Source organism: Winogradskyella luteola, assembly GCF_019203985.1.
Lineage (GTDB): Bacteria > Bacteroidota > Bacteroidia > Flavobacteriales > Flavobacteriaceae > Winogradskyella > Winogradskyella luteola.
The window spans coordinates 294045-315089 of record NZ_JAGSPD010000003.1 but is presented as its reverse complement, the minus strand read 5'-3'; the positions used below and the strand labels follow the sequence as shown (position 1 = coordinate 315089).

Annotated in this window: 22 protein-coding genes; 9 read left to right on the top strand and 13 right to left on the bottom strand. The window is 34.6% G+C overall.

Going from position 1 to position 21045, the window contains the following annotated elements; translation table 11 throughout:
* Window positions 1-31: 31 nt before the first annotated feature.
* Genes KCG49_RS16575 through KCG49_RS05510 form a run of 5 tightly spaced genes read right to left on the bottom strand, consistent with a single transcriptional unit; the run spans window position 32 to window position 5404 of the window.
* Window positions 32-232 (bottom strand): GldL-related protein, encoded by a 201-nt coding sequence (locus tag KCG49_RS16575; protein WP_439901096.1) that lies wholly within the window; start codon window positions 230-232, stop codon window positions 32-34.
* Window positions 233-237: 5 nt separating this feature from the next.
* Window positions 238-1191, bottom strand: a complete 954-nt coding sequence (locus KCG49_RS05525) for an AAA family ATPase (protein WP_218545198.1) — start codon at window positions 1189-1191, stop codon at window positions 238-240.
* Between the two features lie 3 nt (window positions 1192-1194).
* Window positions 1195-2652 carry a peptidylprolyl isomerase gene (locus tag KCG49_RS05520; RefSeq protein ID WP_218545197.1) on the bottom strand — a complete coding sequence of 486 codons (1458 nt, stop codon included), beginning with the start codon at window positions 2650-2652 and terminating at the stop codon, window positions 1195-1197.
* On the bottom strand, window positions 2600-3451 hold the full coding sequence (locus KCG49_RS05515; RefSeq protein ID WP_218545196.1) for a peptidyl-prolyl cis-trans isomerase: 852 nt from the start codon (window positions 3449-3451) through the stop codon (window positions 2600-2602). The genes KCG49_RS05520 and KCG49_RS05515 overlap by 53 nt, the downstream gene beginning before the upstream one ends.
* Window positions 3452-3457: 6 nt before the next feature.
* Window positions 3458-5404, bottom strand: coding sequence for a peptidylprolyl isomerase (locus KCG49_RS05510; protein WP_218545195.1), 1947 nt, complete (start codon window positions 5402-5404; stop codon window positions 3458-3460).
* Between the two features lie 232 nt (window positions 5405-5636).
* Here KCG49_RS05510 and KCG49_RS05505 point away from each other — a divergent pair, with 232 nt between their 5' ends.
* Both KCG49_RS05505 and KCG49_RS05500 read left to right on the top strand, forming a co-directional pair.
* Window positions 5637-6092, top strand: coding sequence for an SRPBCC family protein (locus tag KCG49_RS05505; RefSeq protein ID WP_218545194.1), 456 nt, complete (start codon window positions 5637-5639; stop codon window positions 6090-6092).
* Entirely contained in the window at window positions 6085-6324 is a 240-nt protein-coding gene (locus KCG49_RS05500; RefSeq protein ID WP_218545193.1) for a hypothetical protein, read from the top strand. Before KCG49_RS05505 ends, KCG49_RS05500 begins: the two co-directional genes overlap by 8 nt.
* A gap of 24 nt (window positions 6325-6348) precedes the next feature.
* Here the strand turns inward: KCG49_RS05500 and KCG49_RS05495 are convergent, their stop codons facing one another.
* Window positions 6349-7488: a lycopene cyclase family protein gene (locus tag KCG49_RS05495; RefSeq protein ID WP_218545192.1), complete on the bottom strand. Its 1140-nt coding sequence runs from the start codon at window positions 7486-7488 to the stop codon at window positions 6349-6351.
* 573 nt (window positions 7489-8061) lie between these two features.
* Between KCG49_RS05495 and KCG49_RS05490 the strand changes: the two genes are divergently transcribed.
* The 4 genes from KCG49_RS05490 to KCG49_RS05475 all read left to right on the top strand — a co-directional run bounded on the left by KCG49_RS05490 (window position 8062) and on the right by KCG49_RS05475 (window position 12531).
* The gene (locus KCG49_RS05490) at window positions 8062-8463 is read left to right on the top strand and encodes a LytTR family transcriptional regulator DNA-binding domain-containing protein (RefSeq protein ID WP_218545191.1); all 402 of its coding nucleotides are present in this window, start codon (window positions 8062-8064) and stop codon (window positions 8461-8463) included.
* 90 nt (window positions 8464-8553) lie between these two features.
* Complete coding sequence (locus KCG49_RS05485) at window positions 8554-9612, top strand: alpha/beta hydrolase (protein ID WP_218545190.1); 1059 nt, start codon at window positions 8554-8556, stop codon at window positions 9610-9612.
* A gap of 162 nt (window positions 9613-9774) precedes the next feature.
* A complete protein-coding gene (locus tag KCG49_RS05480; protein WP_218545189.1) occupies window positions 9775-11604 on the top strand; it encodes a DEAD/DEAH box helicase in 1830 nt (609 codons plus the stop codon).
* Window positions 11605-11727: 123 nt separating this feature from the next.
* Window positions 11728-12531: a carboxypeptidase-like regulatory domain-containing protein gene (locus KCG49_RS05475; protein WP_218545188.1), complete on the top strand. Its 804-nt coding sequence runs from the start codon at window positions 11728-11730 to the stop codon at window positions 12529-12531.
* Between the two features lie 6 nt (window positions 12532-12537).
* On the opposite strand, the gene KCG49_RS05470 is transcribed toward KCG49_RS05475, so the two are convergent.
* The 3 genes from KCG49_RS05470 to KCG49_RS05460 form a co-directional block, all read right to left on the bottom strand.
* Complete coding sequence (locus KCG49_RS05470) at window positions 12538-12900, bottom strand: VOC family protein (protein ID WP_218545187.1); 363 nt, start codon at window positions 12898-12900, stop codon at window positions 12538-12540.
* 101 nt (window positions 12901-13001) lie between these two features.
* Window positions 13002-13532, bottom strand: coding sequence for an SRPBCC family protein (locus KCG49_RS05465; RefSeq protein ID WP_439901095.1), 531 nt, complete (start codon window positions 13530-13532; stop codon window positions 13002-13004).
* A 40-nt stretch (window positions 13533-13572) separates the two neighbouring features.
* On the bottom strand, window positions 13573-14229 hold the full coding sequence (locus KCG49_RS05460) for a TrmH family RNA methyltransferase (RefSeq protein ID WP_218545186.1): 657 nt from the start codon (window positions 14227-14229) through the stop codon (window positions 13573-13575).
* A 129-nt stretch (window positions 14230-14358) separates the two neighbouring features.
* Here KCG49_RS05460 and KCG49_RS05455 point away from each other — a divergent pair, with 129 nt between their 5' ends.
* The 3 genes from KCG49_RS05455 (at window position 14359) to KCG49_RS05445 (ending at window position 18313) form a co-directional block, all read left to right on the top strand.
* The gene (locus tag KCG49_RS05455; protein WP_218545185.1) at window positions 14359-16893 is read left to right on the top strand and encodes a DUF559 domain-containing protein; all 2535 of its coding nucleotides are present in this window, start codon (window positions 14359-14361) and stop codon (window positions 16891-16893) included.
* Between the two features lie 7 nt (window positions 16894-16900).
* Window positions 16901-17737 (top strand): DUF6671 family protein, encoded by an 837-nt coding sequence (locus KCG49_RS05450; protein WP_218545237.1) that lies wholly within the window; start codon window positions 16901-16903, stop codon window positions 17735-17737.
* A 78-nt stretch (window positions 17738-17815) separates the two neighbouring features.
* Window positions 17816-18313 (top strand): ClbS/DfsB family four-helix bundle protein, encoded by a 498-nt coding sequence (locus KCG49_RS05445; RefSeq protein WP_218545184.1) that lies wholly within the window; start codon window positions 17816-17818, stop codon window positions 18311-18313.
* A gap of 70 nt (window positions 18314-18383) precedes the next feature.
* On the opposite strand, the gene KCG49_RS05440 is transcribed toward KCG49_RS05445, so the two are convergent.
* From KCG49_RS05440 to KCG49_RS05425, 4 genes are all read right to left on the bottom strand, one after another.
* Window positions 18384-19472, bottom strand: coding sequence for a DUF2911 domain-containing protein (locus KCG49_RS05440; protein ID WP_218545183.1), 1089 nt, complete (start codon window positions 19470-19472; stop codon window positions 18384-18386).
* 163 nt (window positions 19473-19635) lie between these two features.
* Window positions 19636-20196: a type 1 glutamine amidotransferase domain-containing protein gene (locus KCG49_RS05435; RefSeq protein WP_218545182.1), complete on the bottom strand. Its 561-nt coding sequence runs from the start codon at window positions 20194-20196 to the stop codon at window positions 19636-19638.
* Between the two features lie 47 nt (window positions 20197-20243).
* Complete coding sequence (locus KCG49_RS05430) at window positions 20244-20864, bottom strand: SDR family oxidoreductase (protein ID WP_218545181.1); 621 nt, start codon at window positions 20862-20864, stop codon at window positions 20244-20246.
* A gap of 3 nt (window positions 20865-20867) precedes the next feature.
* Window positions 20868-21020, bottom strand: a complete 153-nt coding sequence (locus tag KCG49_RS05425) for a YqaE/Pmp3 family membrane protein (protein ID WP_218545180.1) — start codon at window positions 21018-21020, stop codon at window positions 20868-20870.
* Between the last annotated feature and the right edge of the window lie 25 nt (window positions 21021-21045).

The following is a 21045-nucleotide window of genomic DNA, read 5'->3' as shown; positions in this document are numbered from 1 at the left end:
ACAATCTAGCTTATTTAGAATAAATCTGAATTTAAGGCTTGGAATTATAAATTTGTATTAAAGTGATAATTGTGAATACAATCCCGATAACTTCAATAAGACTCCCAATCGTTAAAAGCTCGCTTCCGTAAGGCCAATGTTGAATTTTGAACAAGGCCCCAATAATAGTAATTATAATACCAAATGAAAAAATGATGATTCCAAGAATCAAACGTTTTTTAGTTGACTTCATAACTATTAAAACAAACTTTCAATAATCTTTTCGTCCGTGATGCCTTCAGCTTCGGCTTTGTAGTTTTTAATGATTCTGTGTCTAAGGATTCCTGTAGCTACAGCTTGAATATTTTCTATATCTGGGGAGAATTTCCCATGTATTGCCGCATGTGTTTTAGCTGCTAAAATTAAATTTTGTGAAGCTCGTGGTCCGGCTCCCCAATCTACAAATTCTTTAACAATATCTGCTGCTGTATCTTCTTTTGGTCTGGTTTTAGATACTAAGGTAACGGCATACTCTATGACATTATCGGCAACAGGGATACGGCGAATTACATTTTGAAAATCTATAATCTCTTGAGCCGTAAACAATGAATTTACCGTTAACTGAACATCAGTAGTTGTTGCTTTTACAACTTCAACTTCCTCTCTAAAAGACGGATATTGTAAATTAATGGCAAACATAAAACGGTCTAACTGTGCTTCTGGCAAAGGGTAAGTTCCCTCTTGCTCAATTGGGTTTTGAGTAGCCAAAACAAAATAAGGTAAGCTCAATTTATACTGATGGCCGGCAACAGTAACCGCTCGTTCTTGCATGGCCTCTAATAAGGCAGCTTGTGTTTTTGGCGGAGTTCTGTTAATCTCATCTGCTAAAATAATATTGGCGAATATTGGTCCTTTAATGAATTTAAAATGACGGTTTTCATCCAATATTTCACTTCCCAAAATATCACTAGGCATTAGGTCTGGTGTAAATTGAATTCGTTTAAAATCTAAACCTAAAGCTTGGGATATAGTATTGACCATCAAGGTCTTTGCTAATCCCGGTACACCAATTAAAAGTGAATGCCCACCAGAAAATATTGAGATTAAAATCTGATCCACAACATCATCTTGACCTATAATAACCTTAGCAACTTCTTCTTTAAGTGCTTTATACTTTATTACAAAGTTTTCAATTATAGTAACATCAGACATATGCTATTGAGTTTTTAACCAATTATTTGCAAAATCGCACGACCTATATTCCCCATTAACTTTTACATAGGTCTCCCTAATAGCTTCCTTTTGCCACTTTTCTATAGCCTTTATCTGCTTGTCCTGTAATGCCAAATCCTTAATCTTTAGATAATCTCTTGCAAAGTCAGCTTCATGATCATCGATTCTATCGAACACCGTTAAAATTTTAAACTTAATTCTATTGATTCTATCTTCATCTTGAATGACTTCGCTAATCTCATTATCCTTTAAATTCTGAATTTGCGTATATAATTCGGTATCCATTCTGGCTAGTTCAAAATTAAAGTCCTGAGTTGTCGGATTGGTAAGCTTACCTCCTTCAAACTTAGTTTCTTTTTCATCACTAAACTCTCTAGCCGCTTCAGCAAAGCTTATTTTACCTTCCACAATTTTCTGTCTTACCTCATCAATTTCATCTTTAGCTTTCTGAATGGCTTCTTGAGACAATTCCGGGCGCAACAAGATATGCCTTACCTCATATTCCTGGCCTCTAATTTTTTCCAAATAAATAATATGGTAACCAAAATCCGTCTCAAAAGGCTCTGAGATTTCACCTTCTTCTAAATTAAAAGCCACATCTCTAAATTCCTTAACCATTCTAGGGCGTTTTCTATTCATGGTAGGTAATAGTCCACCATTATTTTTAGAGCCGCCATCTTCTGAGTAGAATAGTGCTTTTGTTGTAAAATTTGCACCGTTTTCCTCAACATCTTTCTTAAAACTTTTGAGTTTATCAATAACTGCCTGTTTGGCGTCTTCTGTTACCTCTGGAACTACAACTATTTGTGCTACCTTAAGTTCTGTACCAAATGTTGGTCTTTCATCTTTTGGAATATCGTTAAAGAACATTCTTACTTCTTCTGGTGTAACTTCAATATCCTGAATCACCTTTTTCTGCATTTCTTGTGATAAATAGTTGCTTTTATTAATCTCAAACATCTCCTCTCTTAAAGCCTCTTCTGAATCTTTTTTATAGAACTTTAGCAGACCTTGCATATCTCCGTTGGTTTGCGCTAAAATACCCTGTACCTGTTGCTCTACCAAAGATTGAATGTAAAGCTCATTGACAAGCACACTATCTTGTATGGCCTGATGCGCATAGAGTTTCTTTTCTAAAAGGCTTCCAAAAAGTTCGCAACGCGAAGTGTTTGATAAATCTGCACCTTGTGCTTCTAATTGTGCAATCTCACGATCGAGATCGGAATCCAATACAATAAACTCGCCCACGACAGCTGCCACACCATCTGCTTTGATTCTTGTTTTGTTAACAACACTATCTTTTACTTTTAATGTTGGCTTTTCGTCCGGAATAATTTCTTGTGCATGTAGCGCACCAAATAAGAAAAAACAGTAAATACCTACCGTTTTAGTTATATATCTGAAATTTATTGTTCTTAATGGCATCTTTTGTAATATCATTTTCGAGTTGCTTAATAAGCTCTAACTTTCGCTTGTTTATAACAATTTGTTTTATTGAAGGTTTAACGTACTCTAAAGGCGCATAATCGTTCTGTAACCGTACGTCATTAACTTGCATCAAATATAGGTTTAATGAATCTTTGAGTTGTAAGAAATTAGTTTTTTTTAACAGTTGATTTTTATTTTCAGAATTTACTACAGGTATTTTTTCAGCAATCTGACTAAATTTTACCCATAACGAATCATTTAAGGAAAACGATTTAAACTGAACCGAAATTGAATCTAAATACCTTTTATCCTTAGAGTTAAAACGTTTAAATCTCTTTTTTATGCTATCAAAATCTATTGTATTTATAGGCAAGCCCACATATCTGAATTGTAATAACTCGTCGTTTAGCTTAAAAGATTCTTTATTGGCTTCGTAGAATATTTCAGCTTCATTGAGCTGTACGACAGTATCTATTTTTTTCTTTACCAATGCTTCCAAATACGCCTTTGTGTACAAATCGTTTTTATACTGCTCAACAAGTTTAGAAAATTCGTTTTGTTTGTCTTCGGATAGGTTGAACAATGCGCCGTCCATAAGCAATAATTGACGCGCCCAACGGTTAATAAATCCATTGACCATAAGTGTACTGTCCTCTACACTAGCACCTTCTGGCACAATGTCTTCGATGTCTTCTTTATAAAGATACGACTCGTTTACTCTAGCGATGGGTTGACGATCATCCGTTTTTTTGAAAAAATCGCAACTTGCCAAGAGTGTACAAATAACTAATATGTAGAGGGTATTTTTCAAGAAAAACTATTGATTTTTAATTTTTATTTTAACTGCTTCTAAAGCTTTGTCATTAACTTCAACTTTAAAACGTTTGTGCAGGTCAGCTATCCAGTTAGCTTCGAGCTCAGCTTGGTAATCATTGATAACATTGCCTTTAGCTTCTTCTAAAGTTTTAATACCAGATGGCAATACCTTTTTAACATCTATAACATGAAACGCATCATTGTGTTGATAAATTTTAGAAACACCTTCTTTCATTTCAAAATCTGAAGGTAATTTTTCGTCCGTAAGCGTAAAGGTGCCTTTTGTAAAAATAACATTCTTCTCAGCATCTGTGTTTAGGACCTTTTCTATAGCTTCTTCAGACTTGTCTCGCTTCATCATTTTTAAAACGTTACCTATGATTTTCTCACTTGCCGAAGATGCCATAACAACTTCTACCCTATCATTCCACTTATATTTTTCTTTGTGTTTTTCGTAATAGCTTTCTAATCCTACAGTATCCTTAGAAGCCTTGTTCCAAACTTCTTTTTCCATAAGGTCGAACAAGAGCAATCCATCTCTGTATTCTTTCAAGATGTTTGCAAAATCTTTATTCTCTAATTCCAAATTATCTTCTCTGTATTGCAGTATGGATTCTTCAAAAAATCGTTTAAATTCTTTCTCTACAACAACATCAAAAGGAACGACTTTACCTGCATGCAAGCGTTGCGAAGACATGAGGTGGCGACCAAAATCGCTGTAGGTATACTTTCTGTTATTTATGGAAAAAAGTGTTTTTTCTTTTTCAAAATCCTCTGGCAATCTCCATGCACGCTTAAAAAACTCATCGGACAATATAGATTCAAAGTATGCCATCGCCTCAGAGTTGTACGATATCTGATAATGCGATTTAAGTTCATTCACCATAGCCGCATTTATTAACTTAGATCTCGCATCTCGTTTTACTTTAGACTCTAATGTTGGTCTTAAATCCTCGAAAGGTCGAATGGGTTTTAGCTCAATACGTTTTACAATATGCCATCCGTATGCCGTTTTAAAAGGTTTACTAACTGCTCCGTCTTCCTCTAAAGCAAAAGCTTCGTCCTCAAACTTAACAGAGCTTAGCTGTCCGCTTTTAAATGGCATTAATTTTCCACCTTTATTAGCTGAACTTTTATCATCGGAAAATTGCTTCGCTAAAGATTCAAACTTTTCACCTTGCTGTAATTTTTTATAAATGTCGTTTATGCGCTCTTGTGGATCTAGGAGCGAATCCTTTTGCTGTAATGCCACCATAATATGCGCCGCAGTTATTGTGCCTCTCGAAACTCTTTTATCGTTCGCCTTAACAACATGGTAACCGAATTGCGTTCTAAATGGCATTGAAATTTCGCCAACTGGAGTATTATAGGCTACAGTTTCAAAATCGTAGACCATTTTAAAAGCCGAGAAGTAGCCCAAATCTTCTAAAAAGATAGTTTTACCGTTGTGCATCTCTTTCTTTACGGTATCAAAACCTTCTTTCAATGCACGTGCTCTTAATTTCAACACTTCATTGTAGGCTTGTAAAGTATCCTTGGCATTTTCATCCAAACGTACTAAGATATGAACGGCATTGACATCCATTTTACTACGCACATATGCTTCTTCCACCAAAGCATCTGTAACTTTGTTTTCTGAGATGTAATTCTTTGTCAATTGCTTTTTGTACCTTAAAAATTCGCGTTGATAATTTTGGTCTTCGTGCAATTTTAAACGTTTGGCCTCTTTAAGTTTTAATTGATATTCCGTGAAGAGTTTTAGATAACCATCAATATCTTTTTGACTTTCATCCTTAACCAAATCTAGATTCTTATTATAAACCCTTAAAAATTCTGAAGTCATTATCGGCTCACCGTCAACCTTAAGCAATACTTCATCATTTTCTTGCGCAAAAGAAAAATTCAATCCTAAAAGTATTAGCAACACATATTGAAACCTAATTTTCATAATATCCTATTTTGTTTAATTTCTATTAAATTTTACAAAAGTTATTCCTTTTTTTGAGGTGGAGCAAAAATAACATAAATCCCTAAGTTTACAAGGAGAACAAAAGCCATTATTTTAACGGCAATACCTTAAAAGTTGTATACCAGTTTCTAAATCTTAATTGTTGAAAAACGCTGATATACTTAAGTTAGTATCCGCACTTTTTTTATCTTTATAATCCATTAATTAAAAAATGAAATATACTACAGAGATTATTATTGAAAAACCTTTGGAATATGTTATCAACAAAATGGATTCTACAGATAATATGAAACATTGGCAAGAAGGCTTAGTAAGTGCCGAACACATATCTGGTACTCCTGGTGAGTTTGGAGCAAAAATGAAGCTGAATTACGATTTTGGAAAACGGAAAATGGAGCTCATAGAAACGATTACGAAACAGAATTTCCCGAGTGAATTTCATGCCACATACACAACAAAAGGCATGCGTAATATACAGCAAAACTATTTTGAATCTATTGAAGAAAACCATACCCGATGGATTTGCAAAAACGAGTTTCAGCCTACTAATTTTGTAATGAATGCCATGTTGTTTTTAATGCCCAGAGCATTCAAAAAACAAACCAAAACCTATATGAAAAACTTTAAAAATTTTGTCGAAAACGGAACTTCTACAGCCAATGCGTAAATTGAAATTGATTTGGGATTTTAGAGGTCCGGCGAGCCAAAAGACAGCTGAACATCATTTAGTACACCTTAGGGAATATATTAAGATGAATGAATTGAGTATTACAATAACCGGAGTTGAGATTATCAACGATATGCATAGCTTGGCTTTTTTAGTAGTAGATGAATCTGAAATGAAATCTATTAGAGATGCACTTAAGCCACATCGAGGGCAGATTTACTCAGATTCCTAAACCAGTAAAAAGCTGAAAATCATTTTAGAACAATCTCTTAAAAAACGCCTGAATAAAACGTTTTGGAGGTACAGAAAGAATGATTTTTAAATCCTCTGACCAAGTAGATTCTTCATTCAAAAACTTAAAGATTGTTTTGATGTTCGCTTTTTTGAACATGGACGAAAATAAAGCCGCTCCTTCATTATTATGATGGTCTAAAACATCTAGAAATATTAAATCATAGAACCAAAATTTTGATTTTTTATAAAACTTGGAAAGGTCATTTCCTTGTTTCAAAAATGACACTAATTCCTTTGTTTTTTTAGAGGTGTTTCTAAATGTGTAGCCCGTACTGGCTTTGGTCCAACCACCAGCTGTGCCTATGTTTAAAACATGCTTAGAATTTAATTGGTTAAATTTAAAGGATGTCATTGGGATTGAACCTTTTTCTTTTTCTATAACCTCAAAATTAGATATTCCTTTTTGGCTTAAGTATTCTTTTATAGATGTTTCATAATCGGTTAATTGCAGTAAATCCTTAGAAAACAAAGTGTATTCAAAAAGTGCCGTTTTTTTATCGGTAGGCAATACGTACATAAAACGTGTATTTCCGTTTTGCTCAACTGTAAAATCCATAAAAGTTGCCAGGGAATCATCGAACATATCTTCTTTGGTCTTAACAAACCAACCCACAAAATGTTGTTGTAAAACAGGATACTCTTTTTGAGTTTCATACACCTCAGAATCAGGTATACTATTAAATAGTTTTGCCCCAATGTAACTGCCCTTTTTTGTAATGACTTGCACACCATATTTCAGTGCTGTGAAACTATCAACTTCATCTTTTAAAAAGGTAATGTTCTTATTCACATTGATCGATTCCCAAAGTGATTTATAGAAATCATTACTGCGAATCATTTTGTAATTGTAAGGAGAAATATCTATTTCCTTTGAGTAGTTATCGCTTCCAAAAAAAATCTTTGCCCATGTTTTGGTCAATAAACCATCCCACTCACCGTCTCCATTCTCCCAAAAACACCAAGTTCTGTCATTACCTTTATCCTTAATCTTATCAATAATTAAAACCGATTTACCATCAAAAAAAGCATCTTGCGATATACGATACGCCAGCATTAAACCCGAAGCACCGGCCCCTAGAATGATATAATCGTATTTAGTCATTTATTTTTTTAAGAATTAAAAAGCGAAGATACAATTATTGCTTTGTTTATAAATGCTAATTAAAACTGTTGACTTAGTTACGTGGAAAAATTAAATTTGTCTAGCTGTACAAACTACGCCCGAAGTAAAAACAGGATTACTCATACCATTAAAATCATATAATATTTGAAACTGAAAAAATTTGTTGTCACTGCGCTTATAACATTTTTGCTATCATTCTTTCTCAGTGGTATTAATGACCCAAACATTTTTATTTTTTCAAATTGGAGGCAGAATAACATTGTAAATATCCTTCATCTATGGTTTATATTTTTAACCACTTATTACTTGTTTTCATCTATTCTCGAAATAGGTTTTAAAAAACTTCGAATTGATTCTTCGGTAAGTCTAATATGGTTATTACTAGCGACCTTGTGCATCTCATTTGTATGGATTATTTTGGTAGATATTGTTTTCTACTCTTTGTACTACAAAATTGATTCGCTTACAGAAACTACATTTTATGAATTCGACATACCATTGACTATAGTGTTTTTGATAATAGGCTGTGTTTACTTTTATCAAAAAAACTATTTGAAACCAATATCGGCCAATGTAGCGAAGCATAAAACTCTACCTCAAGACACAAAACAACAATTAGAGGTATTTAATGGTAAAAAAAATCTCTTTGTTAAACATTCGGAAATAGCAATTATTTATTTATCAGAAAATATAGTTTGGATTCAAACCTTAGATTATCAGAAGCTTCATACAAATCAATCTTTAGCAAAATTAACTGACGTATTGTCTCCAAAACATTTTTTTAGATTGAACAGACAAGTAATAACTTCGAGAAAAATAGTGAAAGGTTACAGTAGGTTAGACTACCAAAAACTTGAAGTTTTGATAAATGATGATTTCTCTTCAGGCTTAAATTTAATCGTTTCAAAATATAATTCTCCAAGCTTTAAAAAATGGTTAACCAATTCATCCTAAGATTTAATCACATTCGGCAAATTGGTGAAGTTTTTTAAATACCAATTGAGGTATTAGATATTGTTTTGTAGTAAACCTAAAAAGTAAAACATGTACTCAAAAATCATTTTATTAATACTTATTTTATTCACAAATAGCATTACAACAGCTCAAGAAAAAGTAAAAGATTTTTTCTATGTAGAACCCGAAACCAAGAATCTACCGGTATTTGTCAGAGGCAATCTAGAATCAAGTAAAATTCTTCTTTACGTACAAGGAGGAGGTGCTGAAAACGGTATCGATTTTGGGCGTTCAGATTATCCAAAATGGAAAAATACTCTGGAAACAAAAGTAGCAATTGCTTATTTTGACCAGCGCGGACTTAATAGAAATATAAAAAAAATAGACACCTCAAAAATCAATGCCAGACAAGTACTAAAAGATATTATTACTATTGCTGAATCATTAAAGCAAAAGTATGAGTCTGAAATACACCTTTTTGGTCACAGTATGGGAGGCATTGATATATTGAAATGCCTAGCAATATTTCCGGAAGAGACAGCATTTATTAAATCAGGAATTGTATTTAATACACCTATAACCAGTGATTTTTCACCTGAACGCTATAATCATTATCGTCCGCTTTATCTCAAAAATATAGCTAAAGAGTTTATAGAACATGGTAAAGACTCTGTATATTGGCAAAAAGCTTACAATTGGATGTTGGAAACAGATTCAATTTCTACAATTGAAGCTTCCAGACAATGGAACACTTACGTAGATAATGCTTTCAAAGCTATTAAAAAGAAAATTGGTTTAGGTATGGTACTGAAAACAGTATTTGCAAGACCTTACAACCCAATCAGCTATTTAAATAATAAAGACAATAAGTTTGTAGCAGATAAGCTCTGGTACGCCGAAAAAGAGCTTTGGGATACAGGAAAACAGACTGCCATTTGGGAATTACTGCCAAACATAAAGCACTCTATATTATTAATAACCGGTAGGTACGACGCTATTGCCGTACCAGAAGAACAAAGAGAAGCTCATAATTTAATAGAAAACTCACGAATAAAAATTTTGCCAGATTGTACTCACGAGTCATATATAGTTCAACCTATATTATTTAACCAAGCCATCCTTTCCTTTTTAGGTTTATCAGACAAATGAAAACACGTTTACTAAAACCAAAAATTGTAATTCCAATTAAAAGTCTATCTTTGCCGAAATTTCCTCAGCGTGAGGATGTGTTACCAGAAGTTTAGGTTTAAGTATGTCGATACGCTTCTTATGTAACACCACATAAAAGATATCGAATACTTATAAAAAAGAATGAGCACATTCCAAGAATTAGGTCTTAATGAAGACCTACTTAACGCTATTACGGATTTAGGGTTTACAAAACCTAGTGAAGTCCAAGAAAAAGCTATCCCAATTTTATTAGAAGAAGAACGCGACCTTGTGGCATTGGCACAAACCGGCACAGGTAAAACTGCAGCCTTTGGTTTTCCTATGCTACAAAAAATAGATGTAGACAGCAGAACCACGCAAGGTCTTATCCTTTCGCCTACTCGCGAACTTTGTTTGCAAATCGCCAACGAGCTTAAACAATACGGTAAATATTGCAAAGGCTTAAATGTTGTCGCTATTTATGGTGGAGCAAGTATCACCGAACAAGCCAGACAAGTAAAGCGAGGAGCGCAAATTATAGTAGCAACTCCCGGTCGTATGAAAGATATGATCAGTAGAAAACTGGTTGACATTTCTAAAATTCAATATAGTGTATTAGACGAAGCCGATGAGATGCTAAACATGGGCTTTTACGAAGATATAACTGATATTTTATCGCATACACCTGACGATAAAAGTACATGGTTATTTTCGGCAACAATGCCCAAAGAGGTAGCGACCATTGCCAAAAAGTTTATGTACGACCCTACTGAAATTACCGTAGGAAACAAAAACGAAAGCACCAGTCAGGTTTCACATGAGTATTATTTAGTTAATGGTAGAGATCGTTATCTGGCATTAAAACGCTTAGCAGATGCCAATCCAGATATATTTTCGGTTATTTTTTGTAGAACCAAGCGTGATACGCAGCGTGTTGCTGAAAAATTGGTTGAAGATGGTTACTCAGCAGGAGCGCTTCATGGCGATTTGAGCCAAAACCAACGTGATTTGGTGATGAAATCCTTTAGAAACAAACAAATACAAATGTTGGTTGCTACAGACGTTGCCGCTCGTGGTATCGATGTAGATGATATTACGCACGTTATCAATTACCAATTACCCGATGAGATTGAAACCTACACCCATCGATCTGGTCGAACAGGTCGTGCTGGAAAAACTGGTGTTTCAATGGTAATTGTAGCAAAAAGTGAGGTCAGAAAAATAAAGAGTATTGAACGTATTATTAAAAAACAGTTTGAAAAGAAAGATATTCCATCAGGTATGGAAATCTGCGAAGTGCAATTAATGAGCTTAGCCAATAAGATTCATAATACTGAGGTTGATCACGAAATTGATAAATACTTAGATAGTATTAACGAATTATTTGAAGATATTGAAAAAGACGATTTAATTAAGAAATTCTTCTCAGTAGAGTTTTCTCGCTTTTTTAATTATTATCAAAAATCAAAGGATTTAGCCGTTGTAGATTCCAAAGGTGGTGACGGTGGTCGTGATTACGGAAAACAATCCAATGACACACGTTACTTTATTAATGTTGGTCATAAAGATGGTTTTGATTGGATGAAATTAAAAGACTTCCTAAAAGAAGTTTTGGAACTTGGACGTGACGACGTATTTAAAGTTGATGTAAAGGACAGCTTTTCATTCTTTAATACCGAAAAAGAGTTGCAAGAAAAAGTGCTTGCCTTTTTTACCGACTTTAAACACGAAGGTCGTTTTATTAATGTAGAAGTAAGTGAAAACAGAGGTCGAAGTGGCGGTGACAGGCGAGACAGAGGTCGTAGAAAAGACGATAGACGTTCTGGTGGAAGAGGTCGTAAAAGCGACGACAAACCTAGAAGCGATAGACGTTCGCGAAGAAGTGACAGTTCTGAAAATCGAAGTGAAAGACGCAGTAGACGTTCTGACGACCCTAAACCAAGACGCTCAGGGTCGCCTTCGGACCGACCTCGGCGTTCACGTAGAAAATAACATCAAAAAGCCTCTTAAGTGGGGCTTTTTTTAGGCATAATTGTTGTTAATATTTAGTCAAATCTGTAATTGAAAGACACAAAATCCGTTTTGTTTACTACCTTTACAAAGTAATTGACACTAATGCGATATTTACTAATTTTATTTCTATGTTTTACTTCGGTTTACACCCATAGTCAAGACAGTACAGTTACCAAAACACCAGAGACCGTCAAAGGGACAATTATAAGTTCCTCTACTGACGAAATTTTGAGTGAAGTAAATATTGTAAACATTAATAAAGTTGTCGGTACTGCAACAGATGACAATGGAGAGTTTGAAATTAGAGCATCAGTTAACGACACCCTACATTTATCTTATTTAGGCTATAAATCTATAAAAGTTAGAGTTACCAATGATTGGTTAAAGTTTGGCAATACCAAAATAGCCATGACAGAACTTGCATTGGCTTTAGAAGAGGTTACCGTAAAGCAGTTGGAACTTACAGGTTATTTAGAAGTGGATATGAAACAAGTTCCTATTCGTTCTAACAATCAGTATAGAATTTCTGGTTTGTACGGCAAAGCTTATGAAGGTGGAAAACCTAATATTGCCACTAAGGTTTTAGGTGCAATATTCAATCCTGCAGATTTTCTCTATAATATGTTTGGAAAAAAGCCAAATGAAATGCGCAAGCTAAAAAAGATGAAGGAAGATGACGAAATCAGAAATCAACTTGCAAAACGTTTTGACAGGGAAATGCTTATGGTATTATTACAAGTGACTAAATACGATTTAGACGAAATTGTAAACCAATGCAATTACTCCAAAGATTTTATAAATACCGCTAATGACCTTCAGGTATTAGATGCCATAAGCGAATGCTATGAAGAATACAAAGTGATTCAAAGAAGTAAAGAGCGAAAAAAACGTAAGAACAAAGCTTAAGAACTCTTAAACTTTTGAGTGCAAAGCCACTCTATTCCCCTCAGTATCAATAAAAGCTCCCATAAAACCATGTTCGTCAGAGATTTTGGTTTTGGGCTGGTATATTTTTCCTCCAGCGGTTTCTATTCTATCCAATTCGTTTTGCACATCTTCACACATAAAGTAAACCAATGTGCCTTTTTCACTAGGAATGTAAGTCTCTTGTTTAATCAATGTTCCTGTAGCTCCATAAGCACCATTGTTATCAGGGAACCATCCCATTTTTAAGCCTCCAAAATCAACATCTTTTACTTCAATATTAAAAACGGTTTCGTAAAACTGTTTTGCACGTTCCATATCATTTACCGGAATTTCGAACCAACCTACCATAATTTAATGTATTAAAAATGTCTTCCAAGGCACAGTAAAAAAATTAAAAAAACCTCTCTATTAAAGGTCTGATTGACTATGCTCAGTTTAACAATCGATTATTATTTAGCTTCCAAAATACGTTTCAAATCTTTTAAACCTTGCTCAAAATCTTTTCCAACAGTTTTATCCATATTAAAAAATAGAAAGAAAATATTTGATGGAGGTGTATTTATACCTGAAAATCCCCAAATCACTTCAGAAGTGCCATTGCCGTTATGTCTTACCTTTAAATAAGCATCAGATTGTGATTTCCATGGTTTATAAAATCGAAGTTGGCTATAAATAGATTTATTTTCATTTATAGAAACGATTTCTTGCTCACCAGTACCAACCTCTTTATTACCTTCCCATCTCGAAATAAAACCAACCTCTCCATCTGTACCCGTAAATTCTTGTTTCATATTGGGATCTTTCTTTTTCCATGGTGACCATTCATCTTGATTTTTCACATATTTTAAATAGTCAAAAACTTCGGCAACGGGCTTATCAATAACGATGCTTCTGCTAACATTGTAAGTTTTGGGAGCGATTAAAGCGAGTAAAATTATAATACCCACAATAGCAAGCACCACATATAACAATATCATCATAATATTTTAGATTTTGGTTAGTGCTATAAATTTACAAAAATTAAGTTTTCGATTTATAATGCTCAATGATTGCATCATAGTTCTTAATGGTTTTCTTAATCCAGTCAAAGCGTTTTTCAATAATTTCCTGTTCTGTCAATTGCCATTTTATATCAGACTTTCTCAATTTTGAAGTTGCATACTGAAGTATAATTGCTGCTGACACCGAAATATTTAAACTTTCGGTAAAACCAACCATGGGAATTTTAAGAAAGCTATCTGCCTTGTCAATAACCTGCTGAGACAAACCTTCAGTTTCCCTACCAAAGAAAAAACACGATTTTTTAGAAATATCAAAATCGATCAACTCACAATCCTGAGCATGAGGTGTCGTTGCCACAATTTGGTAGCCTTTAGATTTTAAATCTTCGATGCAAGACTTGGTGGTGTGATAACGGTTTAAATCTACCCATTTCTGGGCTCCCATAGCGATTTCCCGATCGATGCGTTTGGAGTTGATTTCTTCGACAATATTAACTTCTTGTATACCAAACACATCACAAGTACGAATCACGGCACTTGTATTGTGAAGTTGGTAGACATCCTCTGTAGCAACAGTAAAATGTTTTGTACGTTGTGACAAAACCTTTTGAAAACGTTTCCGTCTGTTTTCTGTGAGGTACGATTCTAAATAATTGAGAAGTTTTAAATCTTCCATAATTCAAAAATACGGAATGTGATAACAAATGTAACGTTATCAAAAACATCTATGCATTAATGACGATCCACTCCTTTCTTAATAACAAAAGAGATTCCTTTTTTGCACGAAATTGGGTAAATTCGCTGTATGAGTGTGAATTTACAAACACCTATAGATTATCTCAAAGGCGTGGGACCAAACAGAGCAGATTTGTTACGCTCTGAGTTGGGCATACATACATACCAAGATCTTATCAACCTATTTCCCAATCGTTATATAGATCGTACTAAGTATTACAAAATTAATGAACTACAACGCAATAACGCCGAGGTACAAGTTATTGGATCAATAACAGGTTTTAGGGAAGTAGCTCAAAAACGTGGTAAACGTTTGGTGGCCGATTTTAGAGACGAAACCGGAACCATGGAACTCGTATGGTTTAGGGGGCAAAAATGGATTAGAGAAAGCCTTAAAATCGGTAAAACCTATGTTATTTTCGGAAAGACAAATTGGTTCAACGGTAAATTCAGTATGCCACATCCAGAATTAGAACTACAGTCCGAGCATGAAAATAACTTACGCTCAGCAATGCAGGCTATTTATCCTTCAACTGAAAAATTATCAAATAAAGGTATCAGTAATCGTGTCGTCACTAAAATAATGCAACAGCTATTTTTGGAAACCAAGGGTAAATTCGTAGAAACGTTATCCAATTCTGTAAAAGGCGAATTAAAACTATTGTCAAAGTCTGATGCCCTTTTTAATATTCATTTTCCTAAAAATCAGGATTTACTTTCCCAAGCACAATTTCGATTAAAATTTGAAGAGCTGTTTTATATTCAATTACAGTTAATCCTAAAAAATCTTATCCATAAATCAAAAATTAAAGGTTTCGTTTTTGATAAAGTTGGCGACTACTTCAACACGTTTTATAAAGATCATTTACCTTTTGAGTTAACCCATGCACAGAAACGTGTTCTAAAAGAAATTAGACACGACTTAGGCAGTAATGCACAAATGAACCGACTTTTGCAAGGAGATGTAGGCTCTGGGAAAACCATAGTTGCCTTTATGACAATGCTCATGGGGCTTGACAACGGTTTTCAATGTTGTCTAATGGCACCAACTGAAATTTTGTCAGTTCAACACTATAATGGATTACTTGAATTATGTAATAAATTGAATATCAGTATTTCAATATTAACAGGTTCAAGTAAAACTTCAGAACGCAGATATATTCATAAAAATCTTGAAAATGGTAATTTACAGATTTTAATTGGCACGCATGCTCTACTTGAAGATAAGGTAAAATTTAAGAATTTAGGGCTCGCCATAATAGATGAACAACACCGTTTTGGTGTTAAACAAAGAAGTAAACTTTGGAAGAAAAGCCCATCTCAATCTTCCCTGAGGGAAGAAGTAAAAACTGTTCTAGATAGATACAGGACTGCTCGTCCTTCAACTTACAAGTTGATGAAAGAATTGCAGCTAGAAAGCAAAAAAAATAATACTGAAGCTGAACACATTTTATGGGAAAGTTTAAGAGGAAAAAAGTTGGGTTATAAATTTAGAAGACAGCATATTATTGATGAATTCATTGTCGATTTTGTAAATATTGAAAAAAGGTTAGTCATTGAAGTCGATGGCAACTACCACAACAGCATACAGCAACAAGAAATTGATGAGGTAAGAACACTTATTTTAAAGGATTTAGGTTTTAAAGTCATTCGTTTTAAAAATGAAGAGGTCATCGGTAATATTGATTCTGCTTTAGACAAAATACTTGCGACTTTAAAAAGCCTTCCTTCTGGGGAGGTTGGAGGGGCAATTCCTCCCCATATCCTCGTAATGACGGCAACACCAATTCCCCGTACCTTAGCCATGTCTGTTTACGGTGACTTAGATATTTCTGTTATAGATGAATTACCAGCAGGAAGAAAGCCTATTAAAACTGTTCATCGTTACGATAATAATCGATTGAAGGTTTTCAAATTCATGAAAGATGAAATTACCAAAGGCAGACAAATTTATGTGGTTTATCCTTTGATCCAAGAAAGCGAAAAAATGGATTATAAGGATCTAATGGATGGTTACGAAAGTATCTCTAGAGAATTCCCAATGCCAGATTATCAGATTTCTATTGTCCACGGCAAAATGAAAGCTGCAGACAAAGATTATGAGATGCAACGCTTTGCAGAAGGCAAAACCAATATCATGGTAGCTACTACAGTTATTGAAGTTGGTGTTAATGTGCCAAATGCATCTGTTATGGTAATTGAAAGTGCCGAACGTTTTGGTTTATCTCAATTGCACCAATTACGGGGTCGTGTTGGTCGTGGGGCAGAACAGAGCTATTGCATCTTAATGACAAGTCATAAACTTAGCAATGATAGTAAAACACGGCTAGAAACTATGGTGCGTTCTAGCGATGGGTTTGAAATTGCAGAAGTTGATTTAAAGCTGCGCGGACCTGGAGATATAATGGGAACTCAACAAAGTGGTGTCTTAAACCTTAGAATTGCAGACATTGTAAAGGATAAAGATATTTTAGAGCAGGCACGTTACTATGCTAAATCTGTTTTAAAATTGGATCCAAGCTTAGCTTTGCCAGAGCATGAAGTAATTTTGAACACCTATAGGCAAATGAGTAAGTATCGCAATATTTGGAACTACATCAGTTAATATGGATATTTTTAAACATAGAAAACTCATTATCGCAACAAAACACAAGAAGGAATTAGTTATAGCACCTATTCTTGAAAAACATCTTGGTGTAGATTGTTTTACAGATCCTTCGTTTGATACAGATACTTTAGGTACATTTTCTGGGGAAGTTGAGCGCGTCAATGATCCCCTAAAAACTGCTCGATTAAAGTGCATGAAAGCCATGGAGCTAAATAACTGTGATCTAGGTGTGGCAAGCGAAGGGTCTTTTGGGCCACATCCGACAATGCATTTTGCTAGTGCTGATGATGAACTCCTAATCTTTATAGATAAAAAAAACAAGCTTGAAATTGTAGTCAGAGAATTGAGTACGGAAACAAATTTTAACGGAAAAACCATTCATAACGAAAAAGATTTACTAAGGTTTGCCGAGCTCGTAAAATTTCCTTCTCATGGTATAATTCTCAAAAAATCAAAACTCGACACCAAAGATCTGATAAAAGACATCAATACTTTACCACAACTGAAGCAAGCGTATGAGAGCATATACCAAAAATATGGTACCGTTTATGCAGAAACCGATATGCGTGCCCTGTACAACCCTACCCGAATGCACGTCATTGAAATCGCAGCGATAAAACTTGTTAATAAAATACAATCCTTTTGCCCTAGATGTAAAACACCAGGTTTCGGTATCACCGATGTTAAAAAGGGATTGCCATGCGACCTTTGTAGTCTACCCACACAATCAACACTAAGTGTCATTTACACATGCAAGCAATGTCATTTAGAAAAAGAAGAATTTTATCCTAACGATAAAAAGACAGAAGACCCTTTGTATTGTGATTTTTGTAACCCGTAGTCACTTTATGCATGACATTTATCATAGACAATTTCACATTTAGACCTTAGCTTTATACCAATATAAATCTCAAGTACAATGCCAAGGCCTAACTCTAAATCGGAATTACTACAGCTCAGTGAAGTCAATTTTTTAAAATTGTTGGATTTTATAGATCAATTGAGCATTAAAGAACAAGAAAAACTATTCCCGAAAGGCACATTGAACAGAAACATTAGTGATGTACTTATGCATTTACATCATTGGCATCTGATGTTACTTAATTGGTATGATGTTGGCATGAAAGGGGAAAAGCCCGAGATGCCCGCAAAAGGCTATACTTGGAAAACAACGCCTGAGCTCAACAAATGGATACAAAAACAATATTGCGATATACCGTTAGATAAAGCAAAAACTAATTTAAAGAAAAGCTATGAAGAGGTAAGAGCGATAATAGAACAACATACAAACGAAGAGTTATTTGAAAAGAAACGCTATAAGTGGACAGGTTCTACATCCCTTGGGTCTTATATAATATCAGCAACATCAAGTCATTATGATTGGGCTTTTAAACTAATTAAAAAAGCAAAGACATAAAAAAAGACCTGGTACCAACAACAACCAGGCCTTTAAAACACAACTGTTCGTGTTTTTGATGATGAATATCTTACAGAGCTCCCAACTCCTTTAAATTCTTTTCTGAATTTACTTTTACATTTGCTGGTGGATTTAATGCTAGTGACTTTTTAAAGTGCTTAATGGCTGCTTTATTTTCTCCTTTAGCCCTGTAAGCCTCACCCAAACTATCATGCCAATTGGCATTTTCTGGTTCACTTTTTACATTCATGGTTAAATATTTTATAGCTCTGTTATAATCCTTTGCGGTAATCATAGCATATCCCATTCTATTAATCTGATTGGGATTTGCCATAGCTACAGCTTCATCCATTGTTTTTCCAAAGCCTTCCATATCACCTTTCTTCTGAAGAATTTGCGCTTTAATGGCTAAACCATTAACTGTTTTTTGGCTAAAAAACTGTCCTTCTAATGCTGCGTTAATCCAACCTAGAGCTTCATCTAAATCGCCTCCATTGTTTAATGCAAATCTAGCTGCTTGCTCCCAGTTTTGTCTTGTAAACCCTTTTTGTCCTTTAAATTGTGCTCTTATATCTTCTAAAACAACTTTTGCAACATCAACCTCTATTTTAAAGGGAATGGCTTTCTTTTCCCATTTTAATGACGCTATAGCTGAATTCGCTTTCACCTCATCAAAACTATAAGTCAATAACTCAGTATGGTCTATAGCCCCCAATTTTACATCGGCTCTTAGAGCATCATTTGCCGGATCGTAGAAGTAACTTCCCCAGGCATCTTTATCTTTAGATAGGATTATGGTGGCATTATCTGCATCTTTTACATTGATGTGCAAACCATAAGTACCCGCTTCAATAGACTTGCCCTCTACTTTAGCATCATGTGTAAAAGTTATGGTTGTATTTTCATTGGCTCCCGCTCTCCACGGTGCCGCTTCAGAAGTTCCAAAGCCCAGGTTGTTCATACCATAAGGAACTAATTTCCCCCAAATATCCCGTCCATTTACACTAGGCCTAGAGTAAGTTATTGTAATGTCGGTAGTCCCTACACGTTGCATAACAGAAGCCATTTGGCTACCACGCGGTGTATCTAATTGTGCGGTTGCTGTAAAAGAAATACTTAACAACAGACACATTACAAAAGATGTAATTGTTGTTCTCATTTTTATATGGATTTTTGATTAGTAGTACCACCAAATTAGTTGGATTATAAATGCATGACTGTTAGGAAGTTGTTAAAGAAATCTTCTTGAATGTTAATTAACGTAATGTTAAGACATAAAAAAAGGCGCTTACGCACCTTTTTAATTCAATGTCTTAAGTTGTTTATACGGTTTGCTTTTCATGCTTTCCTTCATAAACCTCTTCCACTAATTTCGAGTTGAATGCTGGTAAATCGTCAGGATTTCTACTTGTTACTAAACCAGAATCCACTACAACTTCTTCATCTAACCAATTAGCACCAGCATTAATCATGTCTGTTTTGATTGAACTGTATGAAGTAATTTTTCTACCTTTTAAAACATCAGCTTCTGCCAATAACCATGGCCCATGGCATATTGCGGCTACAGGCTTATGATTTTCAAAAAATGATTTTACAAAATCCACAGCGTTCTTATCGTTACGTAACACATCAGGGTTAATTTGACCTCCAGGCAAGACCAAAGCATCATAATCCCCCTGGTTAACTTCAGCTAATGTTTTATCCACCTTGTAAGAGTTGCTCCAATTTCCATTTGACCAACCTTTAATGTTGCCAGACTCCAATGATACAATATGAACATCAGCCCCAGCATTTTCTAAAGCCTTTTTTGGTTCTCTTAATTCACTCTCTTCAAATCCATTTGTAGCAAGTATTGCTACGGTTTTCTTACTTAAGTTTTCCATTCTTCTTTTTCCTTTAATTATTTGTTTTATTATTTTCTCTATTAGATCTAACTTATAGCCTTACCTATGGGTGTGCTACCATCTAAAATTTCGAAGGTTAAATTGTGAGGAGCATCATCATGCAAAACTCTAACTAAAGTCTGAGCAACATTAGACCTGCTAATTTCACCTTCTTTATTCAACTTAGTTTTCAATTCTATTTTGCCTGTTCCGTTTTCATCATTCAATGTACCAGGTCTAACTATCACATATTTGAGCCCACTATTTCTTAAGTGTTCATCAGCATTTTGCTTCGCTTTCATGTAGTCCTGTAAATCTTCAAATTTCTCTGGATTATCTGCACCCATTGAACTCAACATTACAAACCTATTTATGTTTGCCATTTTAGAAACAGCCATTAAACGTTTTGCTCCTTCTTGATCTACCTCAACAACATTTTTACCTCCAGACCCAGCAGCAAAGACTACCTTATCAATACCATTTACAGTATGGGTTAAGTCTTTGGTTAAATCTGCAAGGACAGTATCTATGCCACTATTTTTGAATTGCTCTAACTGCTGCTCTTTTCTAACCATGGCAACAGGATTAAAATATTGTGATTGCTTTAGGAGTTCAACAACCTTCTTACCTGTAGTCCCATTGGCACCCGCCACCAATACATTTTCCATTTTCTAATCGTTTACTATAAACGCATGAATAACTCCAGGCAACCAAGCCAAAAGTGTCAATAATATGCTAATGAGAAGAGTGGTACTAACTCCATGTTTAAGGAATACAGCCAATGGTGGCAATAAGATGTTAAGAATAATTGTTAATAAAGACATAATATTTGTTTTTTGTTCTAAACAA